At 29.8% G+C, this 16610-nt stretch carries 17 protein-coding genes and 1 other RNA gene; 15 read left to right on the top strand and 3 right to left on the bottom strand.

The window, feature by feature from the left end; all coding sequences use genetic code 11:
• Nucleotides 1-15: 15 nt before the first annotated feature.
• An RNA gene (gene rnpB, locus BPP43_RS11520) (RNase P RNA component class A) lies at nucleotides 16-361 on the bottom strand.
• A 467-nt stretch (nucleotides 362-828) separates the two neighbouring features.
• Nucleotides 829-1596, bottom strand: a complete 768-nt coding sequence (locus tag BPP43_RS03880; RefSeq protein ID WP_015274236.1) for a sulfite exporter TauE/SafE family protein — start codon at nucleotides 1594-1596, stop codon at nucleotides 829-831.
• Nucleotides 1597-1795: 199 nt separating this feature from the next.
• Here BPP43_RS03880 and BPP43_RS03875 point away from each other — a divergent pair, with 199 nt between their 5' ends.
• The 15 genes from BPP43_RS03875 to BPP43_RS03815 all read left to right on the top strand — a co-directional run bounded on the left by BPP43_RS03875 (nucleotide 1796) and on the right by BPP43_RS03815 (nucleotide 15821).
• Nucleotides 1796-2293 (top strand): GNAT family N-acetyltransferase, encoded by a 498-nt coding sequence (locus tag BPP43_RS03875; protein ID WP_014933019.1) that lies wholly within the window; start codon nucleotides 1796-1798, stop codon nucleotides 2291-2293.
• 133 nt (nucleotides 2294-2426) lie between these two features.
• Nucleotides 2427-3209 (top strand): flagellar type III secretion system pore protein FliP, encoded by a 783-nt coding sequence (gene fliP, locus BPP43_RS03870; RefSeq protein WP_014933020.1) that lies wholly within the window; start codon nucleotides 2427-2429, stop codon nucleotides 3207-3209.
• A 24-nt stretch (nucleotides 3210-3233) separates the two neighbouring features.
• Complete coding sequence (gene fliQ, locus BPP43_RS03865) at nucleotides 3234-3503, top strand: flagellar biosynthesis protein FliQ (protein ID WP_013245115.1); 270 nt, start codon at nucleotides 3234-3236, stop codon at nucleotides 3501-3503.
• 24 nt (nucleotides 3504-3527) lie between these two features.
• Complete coding sequence (fliR, locus tag BPP43_RS03860; RefSeq protein WP_015274235.1) at nucleotides 3528-4331, top strand: flagellar biosynthetic protein FliR; 804 nt, start codon at nucleotides 3528-3530, stop codon at nucleotides 4329-4331.
• On the top strand, nucleotides 4328-5542 hold the full coding sequence (flhB, locus tag BPP43_RS03855) for a flagellar biosynthesis protein FlhB (RefSeq protein WP_013245117.1): 1215 nt from the start codon (nucleotides 4328-4330) through the stop codon (nucleotides 5540-5542). The genes fliR and flhB overlap by 4 nt, the downstream gene beginning before the upstream one ends.
• A gap of 13 nt (nucleotides 5543-5555) precedes the next feature.
• Complete coding sequence (locus BPP43_RS03850) at nucleotides 5556-7676, top strand: flagellar biosynthesis protein FlhA (RefSeq protein WP_014933023.1); 2121 nt, start codon at nucleotides 5556-5558, stop codon at nucleotides 7674-7676.
• Between the two features lie 43 nt (nucleotides 7677-7719).
• Nucleotides 7720-7893, top strand: a complete 174-nt coding sequence (locus BPP43_RS11710; protein ID WP_013245119.1) for a hypothetical protein — start codon at nucleotides 7720-7722, stop codon at nucleotides 7891-7893.
• Nucleotides 7894-7911: 18 nt separating this feature from the next.
• Complete coding sequence (locus BPP43_RS03845) at nucleotides 7912-9720, top strand: flagellar biosynthesis protein FlhF (RefSeq protein ID WP_015274234.1); 1809 nt, start codon at nucleotides 7912-7914, stop codon at nucleotides 9718-9720.
• A gap of 34 nt (nucleotides 9721-9754) precedes the next feature.
• A complete protein-coding gene (locus BPP43_RS03840; protein ID WP_013245121.1) occupies nucleotides 9755-10633 on the top strand; it encodes a MinD/ParA family protein in 879 nt (292 codons plus the stop codon).
• 25 nt (nucleotides 10634-10658) lie between these two features.
• Nucleotides 10659-11330: a hypothetical protein gene (locus BPP43_RS03835; protein WP_015274233.1), complete on the top strand. Its 672-nt coding sequence runs from the start codon at nucleotides 10659-10661 to the stop codon at nucleotides 11328-11330.
• 29 nt (nucleotides 11331-11359) lie between these two features.
• Nucleotides 11360-12172, top strand: coding sequence for an RNA polymerase sigma factor WhiG (gene whiG, locus BPP43_RS03830; RefSeq protein WP_013245123.1), 813 nt, complete (start codon nucleotides 11360-11362; stop codon nucleotides 12170-12172).
• Nucleotides 12173-12185: 13 nt separating this feature from the next.
• The gene (locus BPP43_RS03825) at nucleotides 12186-14153 is read left to right on the top strand and encodes a flagellar assembly protein A (RefSeq protein WP_013245124.1); all 1968 of its coding nucleotides are present in this window, start codon (nucleotides 12186-12188) and stop codon (nucleotides 14151-14153) included.
• A gap of 15 nt (nucleotides 14154-14168) precedes the next feature.
• Complete coding sequence (locus BPP43_RS03820) at nucleotides 14169-14834, top strand: hypothetical protein (RefSeq protein ID WP_252832391.1); 666 nt, start codon at nucleotides 14169-14171, stop codon at nucleotides 14832-14834.
• Nucleotides 14794-15147 carry a hypothetical protein gene (locus BPP43_RS11995; RefSeq protein WP_252832390.1) on the top strand — a complete coding sequence of 118 codons (354 nt, stop codon included), beginning with the start codon at nucleotides 14794-14796 and terminating at the stop codon, nucleotides 15145-15147. The genes BPP43_RS03820 and BPP43_RS11995 overlap by 41 nt, the downstream gene beginning before the upstream one ends.
• The gene (locus BPP43_RS03815) at nucleotides 15147-15821 is read left to right on the top strand and encodes an HAD hydrolase-like protein (protein WP_015274232.1); all 675 of its coding nucleotides are present in this window, start codon (nucleotides 15147-15149) and stop codon (nucleotides 15819-15821) included. Before BPP43_RS11995 ends, BPP43_RS03815 begins: the two co-directional genes overlap by 1 nt.
• Here the strand turns inward: BPP43_RS03815 and recO are convergent.
• A complete protein-coding gene (gene recO, locus BPP43_RS03810; RefSeq protein WP_041752862.1) occupies nucleotides 15798-16583 on the bottom strand; it encodes a DNA repair protein RecO in 786 nt (261 codons plus the stop codon). The genes BPP43_RS03815 and recO overlap by 24 nt on opposite strands.
• Between the last annotated feature and the right edge of the window lie 27 nt (nucleotides 16584-16610).

Genomic DNA, 16610 nt, shown 5'->3' with positions numbered 1-16610 from the left:
AATCCTTATATATAATAATTAAGCGGAGCTATAAGCCGTATTCTGTCATTTAAGGTAAACATTTATCTAGATACTGCATTGCTGTAGTACTCAAGCGAGCTACCTGAAACCTTTATGAAAAGGGCAATCGGTTTCTGTTTGCTCTTGCCTCTCATGGGGTTTACACTGCCATTCATGTCGCCACAAATGCGGTGTGCTCTTACCACGCCTTTTCACCCTTACCTAAAAATAGGCGGTATATTTTCTGCTGCACTTTCCATAGGCTTTCGCCTTCAAGCCGTTAGCTTGCATGAAGCCCTTTAGAGGTACGGACTTTCCTCAGTATTAGTTAATTAAATACCGCGTTTACCCACTCCGCATAGTTTGTTACTTTATTATAAAACTTACAAAATGTCAAATCTATATTTTAATTAAAAAAATAATACCGTATGGTAAAAAAATAATAGGAATGTAAATTTAGTTATAGTTTTATGATTAATCTTTATAATCTTTTGAAAGAGAATTTATAATTATTAAATATATGCTTATTACATACTGAAAATTTTTAAGTTTGTCAACTGATGCACTTTATATAAATTTTATCTACTTTTTTGTCGCACACGCTCTGCGGACTTCGTCAAAGTTGCAAAAGTGCAAGGATAGAATTAGTACTAAATCATACTAAAATTGTCTTACATGTAAAATAATTTATTAAATTAAAGTCCAAATGTAGCCTTTTTGCTTCTTTGTGGCACCAAAAGAAGTGGGGTATGGGGCAAAGCCCCCAGATATAAAAATATAAAAATTATTTTATTATAAACTTAAAAATCTTCAGTATGTACTTTTTATTTATTTAATTATATCTATTAATATTTTCAATGTAGTTAGTAAGGAAATAGTTACAAATATTGGTTTTATAACTTTTATTCCTTTCTTTATAGCAAACTTAGCACCGAAGTAAGTTGATGTCATTATAAAAGGTATAACGAATACACCAGCCATATAGTTAACCTTTCCTTCTATTGCAAATATTATTAATGAACATAAATTGCTTGTAAGGTTCAAAGCCTTAGCATTACCAGAGGCAAGAAGAAAATCCATTTTATAATAAAGCACAAAAAACATTATTAAAAAACTTCCTGTGCCGGGACCAAATACTGCATCATAAAAACCCAAAAGAAAGGCAAAGAACATTCCTATTATATAGTTTTTAGCTTTGAGGTTGTTTTCATCGAATAAGTTTTCTGTACCAAAAGTTTTTGAAAATAGAGTATAAAGGCCTACTAATAAGATAAGTATCATTATTAAAGGCTGTAACACTTTTGCATCTATAAGTACAATAACCTGAACACCTACAATAGAGCCTAATATTGTCATAGGTATTAAAAACTTTATTAGTTTTGTTGTTAGTTTTCCATTTTTGAAGAATGTAAAAGCAGAAACTACAGCACCTGATGTAGAAGTGAGTTTATTTGTAGCTAGGGCAGTGTGCGGAGGAATACCGGCTATTAAATATGCAGGCAAGCTTATAAGTCCGCCTCCACCAGCAGCGGCGTCAACAAACCCCGCTATAGAGCAGCCTATAATTACTATAATTAAATTTTCTATACTAAGCATGATAATGATACCAATAATTTTTTAATTTATTTAAGCAAAGATATTATATCTATGATGTTTTTTTGTCAAATGTTTTGTATTTGCTTTATATTTTATTTGTTTTTTATTATTTTTTATTTAAAAAATATTTAATGGTATTTACAAAAACAAAAAAAGAGTTATCATATTACAGTTTACATAATAAAATTTAAGCTTTAGTATGATTATAAGAGAAGTGCATATAACAGATGCTAAAAATGTTGTTGATTTTATAAAAGAAGTATCAGATGAGAGCGATTTTTTAATATGTGCATCTGATGAGAGAGAGCTTAGTGTAGAGAAAGAAAGCGAGTTTATACAGACAATAGAGAAATCTGTATTAGAGAAGATGTTTTTGTGTGAGATTGATGAAAAAATAGTTGGTATATGCAGTATTAGAGGTATTAATAAAAAGAGAGTAAAACATAGGGTAAGCTTAGGTATAAGTGTTTTAAAAGAATATTGGGGCAGAGGTATAGCTTCTAAACTGCTTGAATACACAATAAATTATTGCAAGGCTAATGATTTAAAAAAGATAGAGTTAGACGTAAGAGCTGATAACAATAGAGCAATAAGTTTATACAAAAAATTTGGCTTTGAAATAGAAGGAGAGATAAGAAATTTTTTTTATTTGAATGGAGTTTATTATAACTGCTATTTGTTTGGTCTTTTACTATAAATGATAATTTTTATATAGTTTTGTCTAAAAATAGTTAACATAATACTTGACTTTTTATTGTAATATGATAACTTATATATTAACGGTATAATTCTGATTATATTTAATAAAAAAATTGGAGTATGATAAAAAAATGAAAAAGTTTCTTGCTGTTATTGTTATATTGTGTTTATTTGCTCCGATTACTCTTTTTGCTCAAACACAAATACCTATACCTACAATAGGATTAAATGTTACACAAGCTCAAACACCTCAGCAAGTTAGCTTAGGTCTTCAAGTATTGTTTTTGCTTACTATACTTTCACTTTCTCCGTCTATTATAATAATGACTACTAGTTTTGTGAGAGTTTCTATAGTTTTAAGTTTTGTTCAAAGAGCATTGTCATTACAAGAAACACCTCCAAGAGCATTAATAATGGGGCTTTCTTTGTTTTTAACATTTTTTATAATGATGCCAACATTAACTCAAATAAATAATGAAGCACTTCAGCCTTATTTAAACGGTACTATAGGTGTTAATGATTTATACAGCAGAGGAATACAGCCTATAAGGATGTTTATGTTCAACTCTTTGAGAGGCGAAAACGGTATGAAGAGTTTGGATTTGTTCTTAAGTATTAGTGATACCAATGTTAGATTAAGAGATATTCAGTCTGTAGAAGATTTGGCAAAGATTCCAACTATAGTTGTAGTGCCTGCGTTTATTATCAATGAGCTTACTATAGCATTCAAGATGGGTATATATTTATTTGTACCTTTTATAGTTATAGATTTGGTTGTAGCTTCAATATTAATGGCTATGGGTATGATAATGCTTCCTCCAATTATGATATCATTGCCTTTAAAAATAATATTGTTTGTAGCTGTTGATGGTTGGAAGCTCTTGATATTACAGCTTGTACAAAGTTTTAATTAGGAAATATTAATAAGAGGGTAAATTATGAATGATACTTCTATTATTGTTTTAGTTCAGCAAACTTTATGGACTTTTATGCTTCTTTCAGCTCCTGTTTTGGGAGTTTCTATAATAGTTGGTCTTATTATATCTATAATACAGGCTACTACAAGTATTCAAGAGCAAACTTTAACTTTTGTACCAAAAATGATAGCTATGCTTGCGGTTATATATTTTTTAGCTTCTTGGATGATAAATTATATAAGCGGTTTTACAGTTAGACTTTTTAATATATTGCCTACTATAGCAAGATAATAATAAATACGGAATAGTTAGAAGATGGATAATTTTGTTAATTTCTTTCAGATTTACCTTCTCATAATGGTAAGATTTTTGGCTATACTCATAGTAGCCCCTATGTTCTCTTCTAATGTTATTCCTAATACTATAAAAGCAGGATTAGCATTTGTAGCAACAGCAACAATTTTCCCTCTAGTAGCAAATATATCAGTACAAGCGGCTCCTACTTTTTTAGAGTATTTTTTAAGTTTGTTAAATGAAGCATTGATAGGTTTGCTAATAGGCTTTTTAATGTCTATGATATTTTTAGCTTTTCAGGTTACAACTAACTTCTTTGAAATACAAATGGGTTTCGGTATATCTGAGGCAGTTGACCCTATAAGCCAAATTACTGTTCCTGTATTAGGTCAGCTTCAGGCTTTAGTTGTAATACTTATATTTATAGCTATAGATGGTCAGAATTGGGTAATAAGAACTTTGTATAATAGTTTTAAAGCTATGCCTGTATTAAGCGATGCTTCAAAGGCTGTGTTTTTAGGTTCTTTTCAAGGTGTAATAGATAGAATGATTTATTATATGAGTTCTATGTTTTCTATTGCTTTATCGCTTGCTTTGCCTATAATGCTTACTTTGTTTTTACTTTCATTAAGTTTAGGTTTATTAGCAAAAGCTGCTCCTCAAATGAATATATTAATGCTTGGTTTTCCTATGCAAATAGCTGTTGGAATTGTTGCATATTATATACTTATTCCTGCATTAATTGCTAATTTTATGAAGATATTGCAAAACACAATTGCTGATATTAATAACTTGTTTGTTTTTTTGTCAGGAGGCACAGTATGATAATGCTTGCTTCTTTGGTTAAATATTTACAAGTAAAAGATTTATTTATTTCTATAAGAGCTAAACTTTATAGAAAATATTTGCGTTTAACAGGCAGAGGTTTTGCATTAACTTTGTTTGCATCCGCTGAAGATGAAGGCAGAACAGAACTTCCTACAGAAAGAAAAAAGAGAAGAGCAAGAGAAGAAGAGGGACGTGTTGTAAACTCTGTAGAAATTAATCAAACTTTAGTATTGGGTGTTACTACTGTTTTAATAGCTTTGCTTATAGGTTATCTTACAAATACATTATCACAATTTTTTGTTGATATTTTAAATAGAATTTCAAATGCTGATGCAACAATGACTATGGACGGACTTCCTGATATATTTATAGAAATAGTTTTATTAATAGCAAAAACAGCTGGTATAGTTTTGCTTACAGCTTTGATTATAGGTGTTGGAGTAAATTTAGCACAAACACAATTCTTATTTACTACAAAAAAATTAAAACCTAATTTCAAAAGAATAGCACCAACTTGGTCAAATTTTAAAGAGAGAGTTTTTATATCTTCTCAAAACTTAATGAACTTAGCTAAAATACTTTTTAAAATGATTGTTATTGGCATATTAACATTTACAACAATAAACGGCAGACGCAATGATTTGTTTAATATGGTTCATATGGAATTAGCACAGGCTATGAATGTGTTTTTCTTTATAGTTTTAGAGATGATAGGAAAGGTAATGATATTTATGATAATAGTTGCTGTTGTGGACTATTATTTTCAAAGAAAGCAATATATTAATAGCTTAAAGATGACAAAGCATGAGATGAAAGAAGAGTTCAAAGAAATGGAAGGAGACCCTTTAGTGAAGAATCAGCTTCAAGAAATGGCTAGAAAGATTGTAAGCAGAACAATGCTTAAATCAGTACCAGAGGCAGATGTAATAATCACAAACCCAACACACTTTGCGGTTGCTTTAAAATATCAAAGCGGTGATTATGCTCCTATAGTAACTGCAAAAGGGGTTGACAATATTGCTTTAAAAATAAAAGAGATAGCAAAAGAACATGAAGTAGAAATAGTAGAAAATAAACCTTTAGCCCGTGAGCTTTATTATAATGTTGATATAGGGCAGTATATACCAGAGAAGTTGTTTCATGTTGTGTCAAGAATACTTGGCGAGGTATATAGAATACGTAATGAAAAAATGGCAAGGGCTATATAGGAGGAAATAAAAAGTGGCAACTATTAATAATGCTAAATCACTTTTAGATTCGATAAAATTACCTACAAATCTTAGTAGACACAGCGACATAATGTTTGCTATAGGTGCGGTTATGGTAATAATGATGCTTATTATACCGCTTCCTTCTATGATTTTGGATTTTCTTCTTATCATAAATATAGTTATATCTTTGCTTATACTTCTTATGGTTTTAAGCATAAAGAGTGCTAGTGAGTTTAGTGTATTTCCTTCTGTACTTTTGGTTATGACGGCATTTAGACTTGCATTAAACGTTTCTACAACAAGAGCAATACTTACACAGGGTGCTAATTTTAATGGTAAGGTTATCACTTCATTTGCTGAGTTTGTAGTTGGAAATAATATAGTTGTTGGTGTTGTAATATTTATCATACTTATAATAGTTCAGTTTGTAGTAATTACTAAAGGTGCTACAAGAGTATCAGAAGTAGCTGCAAGATTTGCATTAGATAGTATGCCTTCAAAGATGATGGCTGTTGAAAGCGAACTTCAGGCTGGAGCTATTACAGATAAAGAAGCAGAAGAGAAGAGAAAAAAGATAAGAGGCGAGAGTGATTTTTATGGTACTATGGACGGTGCTTCAAAGTTTGTTCAGGGCGACGTTATAGCAGGTATCATAATTACAATAATAAACATTGTTGGCGGACTCATAATTGGTATAACTATGAGAGGCGAGGCATTTGCTCAGGCTGCTGATGCTTATACTCGTTTTACTGTTGGTGATGGTTTGGTAAGCCAGATACCTTCTTTCTTTATGAGTTTTGCTACTGGTTTGCTTGTTACTAGAAGCAGCAGTGAAGATAATCTCTCTACTCAAATTGCAGTACAAGTTTTTGCTAAGCCAAAGAATTTGTTTATTGGAGCTGGTTTTGCATTCTTCTTAATGTTCTTACCTGGTTTTCCAAAGATAGCATTATTTGTTATAGCATTGGCATTATTTTTAGCAGGTTATGCTCTAAGAAAAGAACAGCAAGAGCTTGGACTTAATGAAGACGGCACTAAGGCAGAAGCTCAGGAACAGCCTCAAAATGGTCCTTTAGATGTTACACCTTTCTTAAAAGTAGAGAAGATAGAATTATCAATTGCTACATCATTAGTGCCTTTGGCATTAGAATCTGAAGGCGGAGATTTAATACATAGAATAACCCAGATTCGTAGAGAGCTTGCTTTGGAGGTTGGACTTGTAGTTCCTCCTGTTCGTATAGTAGACAACCAGGCTATAGAGCCAGATGAATATACTATAAGCATAAATAATACAGAAATGGCTAGAGGTTTTGTTCGTCCAAACATGCTTCTTGCTTTAAATGCTAATTCTAAAGAAGGTCCTACTCCTGATTGTGAGAGTGTTAAAGACCCTGCTTTTGGTCTTCCTGCTTATTGGATTAGAGTTGCTGAAAAAGATACTGCTGAGAGAAAGAACTTTATGTTGTTTGAGCCTACTGCAGTTATTGCTACACATTTCAGCGAAACAATTAAAAGAAACGCTAATCTTCTTATCGGACGTGAAGAAGTACAGAATATGCTTGACCTCATTAAAGATGATAATAAGGCTCTTGTATCAGAGGTGCTTGCTGCTAAACCTCATAATGAAAGTCCTCTTGGATATATACAAAAAGTATTGCAGAACTTGCTTCAAGAGGAGATACCTATCAGAAACAGTGTTGCTATATTAGAAGGTATTGCTGATGCTATAACAATTATGGGAAGCGAGCAGGCTACTGAATTGGTAAGAAGCAGATTAGCTCCTCAAATATCGCAGATTATAGCTGATGACCAGAGAAATATAAGAGTTATTACATTGAGTCAGCAGCTTCAAAATAATATAGCTCAAAATTTAGCAGACAGCGGAAATATACAAGGCTCTCAAATGATAGCTATGAGTTTTGAAAGTATGCAGGCTCTTATAAGAAATATAAAAGATGCAGTAAAATTAGTTCAAGAGTCTGGAGTTGATGAAATAGTATTTTTAGTTTCACCTATAATAAGAAGACCTTTGTATCAATTTATTGCTAAAAATATTGGTAAGTATAAAGTGGTGGCAACAACTGAAATCGCACAGGGTTATAATGTGATGGGTGTTGCTAGTATAAAATAAAAAATAAACAAGTTTTTAATAAAATATTATTGGAGTAATGATTATGAAAACTATCAAAATCTTTGGTAAAAACAGAGAAGAAATTGAAAAACAGGCTAGGGATAAATATGGTGAAAATTATTTTATTATTAGCATAAGAGAATTAAGCAGAAAAAATATATTTGGTATTATAAAAAAAGAATTTGAAGTATCTATCGGCGTTTTAGAGCAGTATTAATTTTAGGGAGTTATTAAGATGGTTGATATAAGAACAATCAGAGGAAAAGATAAGACTGATGCTTTTGCTAAGGCTAGAGTTGAGTACGGAAGCAATTTTTATATATTGTCTAGTAAAGATATTCAAGTTGGCGGTTTTTTGGGACTTGGAAAAAAGACTGAACATGAAATTAGAATAATGCTAAATAATTCTATATATGATAAAAAAAATGCTGATAAAGAAGTAAATAATAATGTGGAAGAAGAAGAGAGCTATAATAGTAAATTAAATAGCGATAGAATAGAAATGAATAAGCATAAGACAGAAGTGTTAGATGCTAGTGAAATGGCTGAGAGACTTATTAATCTTAATAATGCTTTGAAAAAATCTGCTCGTGAAAGAAGCGAAAATTTAATGGCTAAAAAGAGTGCTGCTGCTGTAAATATTACTGAATTTGAAAATGCTGAACTTGTTAATAATAATAAATCTTTTAAGCCTATGCAATTTGAAGAGAAAAAAGTAAATAATAATTTAAATGATTTTAATGGTAATTATAATTTTGGTATGATGGGCGGTGCTTTATTAAGTGATTCGGATACTTCATACGCTAGAAACACTTCTCATAAAGAAGATGATTATTCAGTATATAATTCTCAGCAATATCAAACAAAAAATAATGCAAACATTGATAGTATAGAAGCAAATGTTAAAAGAATTGTTCAAGATCAACTAAAAGATATAGTTAAAGAATATTTTGAAAACAATATACCAAATATAGATAGAAATAATTTTAACTCCAAAAATTATAGCAGAAGAGAAAAAAGTAGTAACAATTTTTATAAAAACAATGATTATGATAGTATATTCCAAAATGAAGAGAGAAGTTTAAAAAACACTATAGAAGAAATAAAAAACTATAGAAGAGAGGATAGTCATTTAAACTCTTCTCTAAAAAATAATTTTAATAATAATTTTTATCAAGATGATTTTGAAGAAGAAGATGATGATGTATCATATTCTGATAAAAATATTATTACGAAAGATACTTCTGTTACAGATAGTATGGAAGATAGCTTTAATTTTTTAAGACACAGAGAGTTTCCAGAAGAGGTATTAATTGAATTAAGAGAATATTTACTTACTTCAAGTAATGCAAGATTTTTTCAGTCTAAAGATGTTATAAAAGAAGAGATAGAGAGATATTTTTCAAGCAGATTGCTTCTTGCTAATGGAATAGATATAGGTTCTAAAAAGAAAATAGTAGTATTCGTTGGACCTACTGGTGTTGGTAAAACTACTACAATACCTAAAATAGCAGCTCAGTATATGAGATCAGGTAAGAAAGTATCATTTGTAACAATAGATAATTACAGAATAGCAGCAGTTGATCAGCTTCAAAGATATGCTAGTATAATGAAAGTTCCTTTTACTAGTGCTAGTACTCCAGAGGCTTTGAGAGCAGAGATACGCAAATTAGATAGTTCATCTTTACTTTTTATAGATACTATGGGACGTTCGCCTAAGAGTGTTGAAGAGATAGTGTCTATGTCTAAATATTTTAATACTGTTGGAAGATTTGATATGGACGTTCAGCTTGTAATGAGTTCTACTGCTAAGTATAAAGATGCTCTAAAGATTATGAATGCATTTAAGCCTGCAAACTATAAAGGTATTATTTTAACTAAGGTAGATGAAACTGATTATTTAGCTTCATCTTTATGTGCTATATCTAAGAGTAAAGTTCCTATCACTTATGTAACTTATGGTCAGGGAGTTCCTAAAGATATTGCTCCTGCTAAAAGATACGCTCATAAGATGATAGAAGGTTTATTTGGATACGATAAATAAAAAATTAATTTATATATAGGAATTATAAAATATTATGAAAGATCAAGCAGATGAATTAAGAAAGATGATGGAAGTAAAAGATAAACGTCCTCAGCGTATAATTAGTATAACTAGCGGTAAGGGCGGTGTAGGAAAAACTAATATTGCTATTAATTTAGCTATAGCATTACAGCAATTAGGAAAGAATGTGCTTCTAATAGATGCGGATCTTGGACTTGGCAATGTTAATGTTATATTAGGTACTATACCTGAATATAATTTATATCATGTTATAAAGGGTACTAAGAAAATACATGAGGTAGTACTTGAAACTGAGTATGGTATTAGATATATTGCAGGAGCTTCTGGTTTTTCATCTTTGGCAAACTTATCAAGCAGAGGTTTAACTAAATTAATAAACAGCATGGATTCTTTAAATGATGCTGATATTATTATAATTGATACTGGTGCTGGAATATCTGATAATGTTTTATATTTTTTGCTTTCTTCAGATGAGAATATTGTTGTTACTATACCAGAGCCTACAGCTATACTTGATGCTTATGGTGTAATAAAATCTATAGCTCCAGAAAATCCTAAGGCAGATATAAAGATTTTGGTTAATAGAGTAACTAAGGCATCTGAAGGTAAAGATGTTGGAGATAAGATTATAGAAGTGAGCAAGAGATATTTGGATATGGATATTAAATATTTGGGATATGTTCTTGAAGATAAAACTATTGCTTATTCTGTATCGCAGCAGCTTCCTTTTTATCAATACGATAATAAATGTCATGCTTCTATTTCTATACATAATATAGCTAAAAAAATTATTGATATGGAATATGATGAAGAAAAAGATAGTAGGGGGCTATCTGGTTTTATGGAATCATTGTTTGCTTTTGTTAGCAGAAGAGAGAATAGAATTTATTAAATAATTGAGTTATAGAGGTTTATTTATGAATGAGTTTATGGCTAAGGTAAAAAAATATTTTTCCAGTAATTTTGGTAAATTATCACTTGTTATAATGGGTATATCATTTGTGCTTACTTTTTTATTTTCTACATTGCTTAGAAATAGAATAGATGTGTCTATTATAAGGGCTTTTATATCTACAGTAATTACTGGTATTATATTGTATACTTTGGCTATAGTGTTGAAAAAGTTTTTATCTGATGTTATAGAATCTTCTGGGGTTTTTGATAATAATGTTTCTAATAATGAAGCAGATGTAAATACTGAAGCAGTTAAAGAAAATATAGATGATAATAACATAATAGAAAATAATAATAATTCAGAAAATCCTATTACTGATTCTTTTGAAATGAATAAGGCGGATAATAATTTTACTGAAAATGGTATGTCAGATAATAATATTATGCCTAGTATTGATAATATAAATATTGATAAAAATAAAAAAGTAGATTATCATAATACAGGCGATATAGGAGACATAATATCTTCCGTTACAAATAATTCTAATACAGAAGATGTAAGTGATTATTTTCCTCTAAAGAAAGAGAGTGCTGATGCAGTTAGTTTAGAGAGGGAAGTAAAAGAAGACCCAGAAAAAGTTGCTAAAGCAGTAAGGACTATGCTTGCTAAAGAAGAGAAAAAAGAAAGCAAATAAAATAAAAAATAAAAAAGTAGAGTATCATTATGAAAAAGAATAAGAAAGGCATAATACCAAATATAACAGATGATAATGAGCAGGAGTATTGGATTGAGTATAAAAAAACTCTTTCACCTCATATAAAAGAAGCATTGGTTATAAAGTATTCTAATTTGGTTAAGTATGTTGCTAATCAGATAAACTTCAATATGAAAGCAACTAGGGATATAGAATTTGATGATTTAGTAGGTTATGGTGCTTTAGGTTTAATAGATGCTATAGAAAAGTATGACCCTAATAAAGAAGTTAAGTTTAAAACTTATGCTACAACAAGAATAAAAGGTTCTATTTATGATGAACTTAGAAAAATAGATAAACTTCCAAGGTCTATAAGAAGAGAAATAAAAGATATAGAAATTGCAAGAGAGTTTTTGGAAAGCAAATTAGGACGCAATGTTAACTCTCAAGAGATAGCAGATACTATGGGAATACCTTTAAGTAAAATTAATGAAACTATGAGATATTCTATAGAAGCATCTACTACTTCTTTAAGCGAAGTTTGGTATCATGGTGATGATTCTGATGAGATATCTATAATGGATACTTTAAAAGCTAGCGATAAAAATAATCCTGAATATCTTGCAGAGAGAAAAGATGTGCAAAAAAAGATTGTTGAGGCTTTAGATAAGCTGCCTGAAAAAGAGAGAAGTGTTCTTATATTATATTATTATGAGGATTTAACTTTAAAAGAAATTGGTAAAGTTTTAGATGTATCAGAGAGCAGGGTATCTCAGCTTCATACAAAGGCTGTGCAGCAATTAAGATACAGTCTTTCAGAGATAAAAAAACAATTACTATAGTAGGTGGTTTTTTATGAATGAATTAAAAAGAAAAATTTTAGAGAGTGATTTTTACAAAGATATTTATAATAATCAGAATTCGCGTTCTATAGAATTGGAAGTTGAGAATTTGGAAGATGGTATGCATCAGGCTGCTGCTATATTTCAATGTCCTGTATACGAATTATCTTATAAAATCATTAGAGATAGAAGTACAGGAATTTTTAGAAAGCTTCATTCTAATCCTTATTTAATAAGATATACTCATATAAAATATGATAAATCTAGTATCACTTATGGTCATACTGTTGATTATTCTACTACTTCAAGTATGGAGCATAATGATAGTGTTGTTATAGATAAAGATACAAGCATAGTAGTGAGAGTAAAAAGAGACGGAGTATTTTTAAAAGTTTCTCCTCCTACTGCTGATGGAAGCAGAATTGAAGATGTTAAGGCTTTAGAGAAAAAATTAATAGAAGCTGGTATTAAACATTATGATTCTAATTTAGCTAAAGAGGTTTTGCATGACCAAAAAGGCGAGTATGTAAAAATAGCTGATTGGGACCCCTCAAAATCTGTATATAATGCTAAGATTACATACACTATTACAGAAGATAATATGCAAGCTTATATTACTGTTAGTAAGCCAAACAATGGCGGAAGAGAAATTGACTTGCAAGATGCTAAAGAATTATTAGAAAATAGTGGAATTGTATTTGGTGTAAAAGAAGATAATATAGCAAAACTTTTGGAAGATGGTACTTTTAATGTTCCAATACTTGCTGCTGAAGGTCTTTATCCTAAGATTGGTCAGAATGCTAAAATAGAATATTTAGTTAAAGTTAATAAAGATATTATACCAAAATATATAGATGAAGATGAGTCTATAGATTATAAAGATTTAAGTATAGTTGAAAATGTATCTGAAGGACAAAAGCTAGCACATAAGATTCCTGCCACAGAGGGAGAGCATGGTATTAATGTTTTAGGTACAAAGATAGAGGCTAAAGACGGTAAAGATATAGATTTAAAAGATATACTTGGGGATAATGTAGTTATAGAGGGTGATTATATAGTTGCTGGTATAAGCGGACAGGTTTTATTAAAGGGTAAGTTATTAAGTGTTGAGCCTGTATTTGAAGTTTCTGGAGATGTGGGCCCTGAGACTGGTAATATTAATTTTGTAGGAAGTGTTCTTGTTAAGGGCAGTGTTAGTGATAATTTCTCTATAAAAGCTGAAGGCAATATTGAGGTTAATGGTACTGTTGGTAAATGCGACCTCGAGGCTAAAGGTGACATTATAGTAAAACTTGGTATTCAAGGAAATGAAAATAGTTTTGTTAAGGCTGGTGGAGATGTTATAGCTAAGTTTATACAGTTCTCTAATGTTGAATCTGCTAATAATGTTGTAGTTACTGAAGCTATACTTAATTCTAATATAGATGCTGATAATAGAATAATACTTACAGGTAAGAGAGCTTCTGCTAGCGGCGGAGTATTAAGAGCTTTATATGAGGTTAATGGTAAGGTATTAGGTTCTCCTTCTGGAACAAAAACTACTATAGAAACGGGAGTTAGTCCTGCTAAGAGAAGAAATATTGCTGCTATGGATAAAGAAAAAGAAGAACTTGATGTTGCTATAGAAGAGATAGAAAGAAGTATTAAGTCATTAGAACAGGCTGCTAAAGTGAGAAAATTAGACGATGAAAAAACAGAGCAATTGCAAAGCTTAAAAGAACAGCTTGAGCAGGCTAATAGCAGAAGAGAGGAAGTTGTTTTAGGAAGAGAGGCTTTATCACAGCAAATGGAAATAGAAAAAGTAGAATCTACAATAAGTGCTGGAAAAGAAGCGTTGGCTGGTGTTAAGCTTATTATAGGAAGTGCTGAATTTGATATTAGACAAACTTATAAGGCTGTTACTTTCTATGAGGATAAAGGCTTGATACAAATTGATAAATATAGAGGCGAGCCTAAAAACGATAAGAAGAATGATATTTAATTTGGAGTTTTTATTTTGGCTAATAAATATTTTAATATAAATGATTTTTATAAGACAGCTATAGATTGTGCAATAGATGCTGACCCTAGGGGAAGGGATATTGTAGAAAAAGAGCTTGATATAGTAAAAAAAGATTATGAGGCTATAAAAGATAAAAGAAAAAAAGAATGCTTTGATAAGGATAATTTATTTAATCCGTATGCTGACAGCAGAATATTAAATATTGCAGAAGATAAAGAGATAAAGAAAATATTTTGCGGTATTGATATGCAGACTGCTGAGCTTTTGCTTGCTGATAGATTAAATGAAAAAAAAGCAAAGATTGATTTAGTTGTTACTCATCACCCTAATGGTTATGCTTATGCTAAGTTTTATGAAGTAATAGCTATGCAGACTGATAAAAATCATCTTAATGGTGTTAATGTAAATGTATCTGAGGCTCTCACTAATAAAAGAATGTATGGAGTAGAGCGTTCGGTTTCTCCTTCTAATCATAATAGAGATGTTACAGCTGCTAAGCTTCTTAATCTTAATTATATGTGTATGCATACATTGGCAGATAATCATGTTGAAACTTTTTTAACTAACCTTGTAAAAGAAAAAAATCCTTATAAACTTTCTGATATATTGGATTTACTTAATGATATTGAGGAATATAAAATATCATCAAAAAATAAATAATCCTCCTAAACTTTTTAATGGAAGTGAAAAAAACAGAGCTGGTAAAATTGTTGTAGATATGACTGGAGGAGCTTCTTTTGATATTGGAATGATTTCTGCTTTAGCTAATGCGGGTGTTGGTACTTTGGTTGTGATGCATTTATCTGATAATCATGTAGAAGAGTGTAAAAAATATAATATTAATATTGTTTGTGCTGGGCATATGGCTAGTGATAGTTTGGGGCTTAATCTGCTTTTTAAGGCTATGAAAGAAAAAGCTAAAAAGAGTTTTGAGATACTTCCTGCTTCTGGATATATATTTGTGGAAAGATAATGAAAAGTAAATATAAAAATATTCTATTTGATTTAGATGGTACTATTACGGATTCTGCTAATGGTATTACAAATGCTGTTAAATACGGCATAAAAAAAATGTCTGATATTTATCCTGAGTTAAATATTGTTTTACCTGAAGATGATATTTTAAGAAAGTTTATCGGACCTCCTCTTGATATTAGTTTTAAGAAATATATTTATGATAATCAAGATAAGGCTATGGAGTTTATAAAGTATTACAGAGAAGATTATAATGGAAATGATGGTCTTTTTAATTGCACACTTTATGACGGCATATATGATTTAATAAAGACTTTGTACAATAATGATTTTAATACTTATTTAGCAACTGCAAAGCCTTTAGAATCTGCTGTTAGAATAATAAAGCATTTTGATTTGGATAAATATTTTACTAATATGTATGGAGCTATTTTGGGAGGAGCTATAAAAAATAAACTTGATGTTTTAAAAGAGGCTTCTCTTAAAGAAAACTTTAATAAAAATGAAACTATTATGATTGGCGATAGAATAGATGATATAGAAGCTTCTAAGAATATGGGGTTTGATTCTATTGCTGTGAAATATGGTTTTGGAAATGATGAAGAGTTTAGAAATGCTACATATACAGTAAATAATACTAAAGAGATTTTAGAGATTATTATCAGTAAATAAAATCTCTTCTAATACTTTTAAGCTTTTTAATTCTCTATGTATATGATTGTATATTGATTTTTGTAATATATCTCTTATAGTGCTTATTGAATTATTATAAAACTTTATTATATCATTATTTTTTACTATATCGAGCATAGAAGAATGTTTTATTATTTTCATGAATACTATATCATTATAATCTAGTTCTGTAGCATCTTTTATATTTATTTTACAATTGCTGCATATGAGGCCTCCTTCATTAATAGAATAATAATTTGCATTTTCTCTTTCGCACAATACACAATTATCTAACAAAGGAGAGAGTCCGGCTATATAAAGCAATTTTATTTCAAAGGCTCTCAATAATATATTTATATAATATTTCAAATTATCTTGATTTTGTTTTTCATTTTCTTCTAAAGAATATAGAGTTTTATCCATTAAAATAAAATATCTCTCATCAAAATCTTTTGCAAAATAGAGTAATAATTCTCTTATATAAAATACTGCCAATGATGAATAAATAGATTTTTCTAAGATATTATAATTTTTTATTATATTTGATTCTTTTAATATTGAGAGGCTGTCAGATTTTTTTTCGTATATGTTTATATTTAGCTTTGATATGCTTTCTAAATCAGAGCCGAACGCTTTAGAGTTTTTTTTAGCCTGATAGCAGATAGAAGATATTATATTTTTTTTTGTAAGAAAAGAAGCTATAATAGATGAGTTTTTATAATTATTGTATGATAATATAAAAGCCTCATAATTCTTTATCAAATTAAATTCCTTTTTAAAAATTAAAGG

The organism is Brachyspira pilosicoli P43/6/78 (genome assembly GCF_000325665.1).
Classification (GTDB): Bacteria; Spirochaetota; Brachyspiria; order Brachyspirales; family Brachyspiraceae; genus Brachyspira; species Brachyspira pilosicoli.
This window is presented reverse-complemented; position numbering and strand designations above follow the sequence as displayed.

Coding starts and splice junctions, on each gene's coding strand:
- BPP43_RS03880 (WP_015274236.1), bottom strand. CDS start 1,596: ATGCTTAGTATAGAAAATTTAATTATAGTAATTATAGGCTGCTCTATA.
- BPP43_RS03875 (WP_014933019.1), top strand. CDS start 1,796: ATGATTATAAGAGAAGTGCATATAACAGATGCTAAAAATGTTGTTGAT.
- fliP (WP_014933020.1), top strand. CDS start 2,427: ATGAAAAAGTTTCTTGCTGTTATTGTTATATTGTGTTTATTTGCTCCG.
- fliQ (WP_013245115.1), top strand. CDS start 3,234: ATGAATGATACTTCTATTATTGTTTTAGTTCAGCAAACTTTATGGACT.
- fliR (WP_015274235.1), top strand. CDS start 3,528: ATGGATAATTTTGTTAATTTCTTTCAGATTTACCTTCTCATAATGGTA.
- flhB (WP_013245117.1), top strand. CDS start 4,328: ATGATAATGCTTGCTTCTTTGGTTAAATATTTACAAGTAAAAGATTTA.
- BPP43_RS11710 (WP_013245119.1), top strand. CDS start 7,720: ATGAAAACTATCAAAATCTTTGGTAAAAACAGAGAAGAAATTGAAAAA.
- BPP43_RS03845 (WP_015274234.1), top strand. CDS start 7,912: ATGGTTGATATAAGAACAATCAGAGGAAAAGATAAGACTGATGCTTTT.
- BPP43_RS03840 (WP_013245121.1), top strand. CDS start 9,755: ATGAAAGATCAAGCAGATGAATTAAGAAAGATGATGGAAGTAAAAGAT.
- BPP43_RS03835 (WP_015274233.1), top strand. CDS start 10,659: ATGAATGAGTTTATGGCTAAGGTAAAAAAATATTTTTCCAGTAATTTT.
- whiG (WP_013245123.1), top strand. CDS start 11,360: ATGAAAAAGAATAAGAAAGGCATAATACCAAATATAACAGATGATAAT.
- BPP43_RS03825 (WP_013245124.1), top strand. CDS start 12,186: ATGAATGAATTAAAAAGAAAAATTTTAGAGAGTGATTTTTACAAAGAT.
- BPP43_RS11995 (WP_252832390.1), top strand. CDS start 14,794: ATGATATTGAGGAATATAAAATATCATCAAAAAATAAATAATCCTCCT.
- BPP43_RS03815 (WP_015274232.1), top strand. CDS start 15,147: ATGAAAAGTAAATATAAAAATATTCTATTTGATTTAGATGGTACTATT.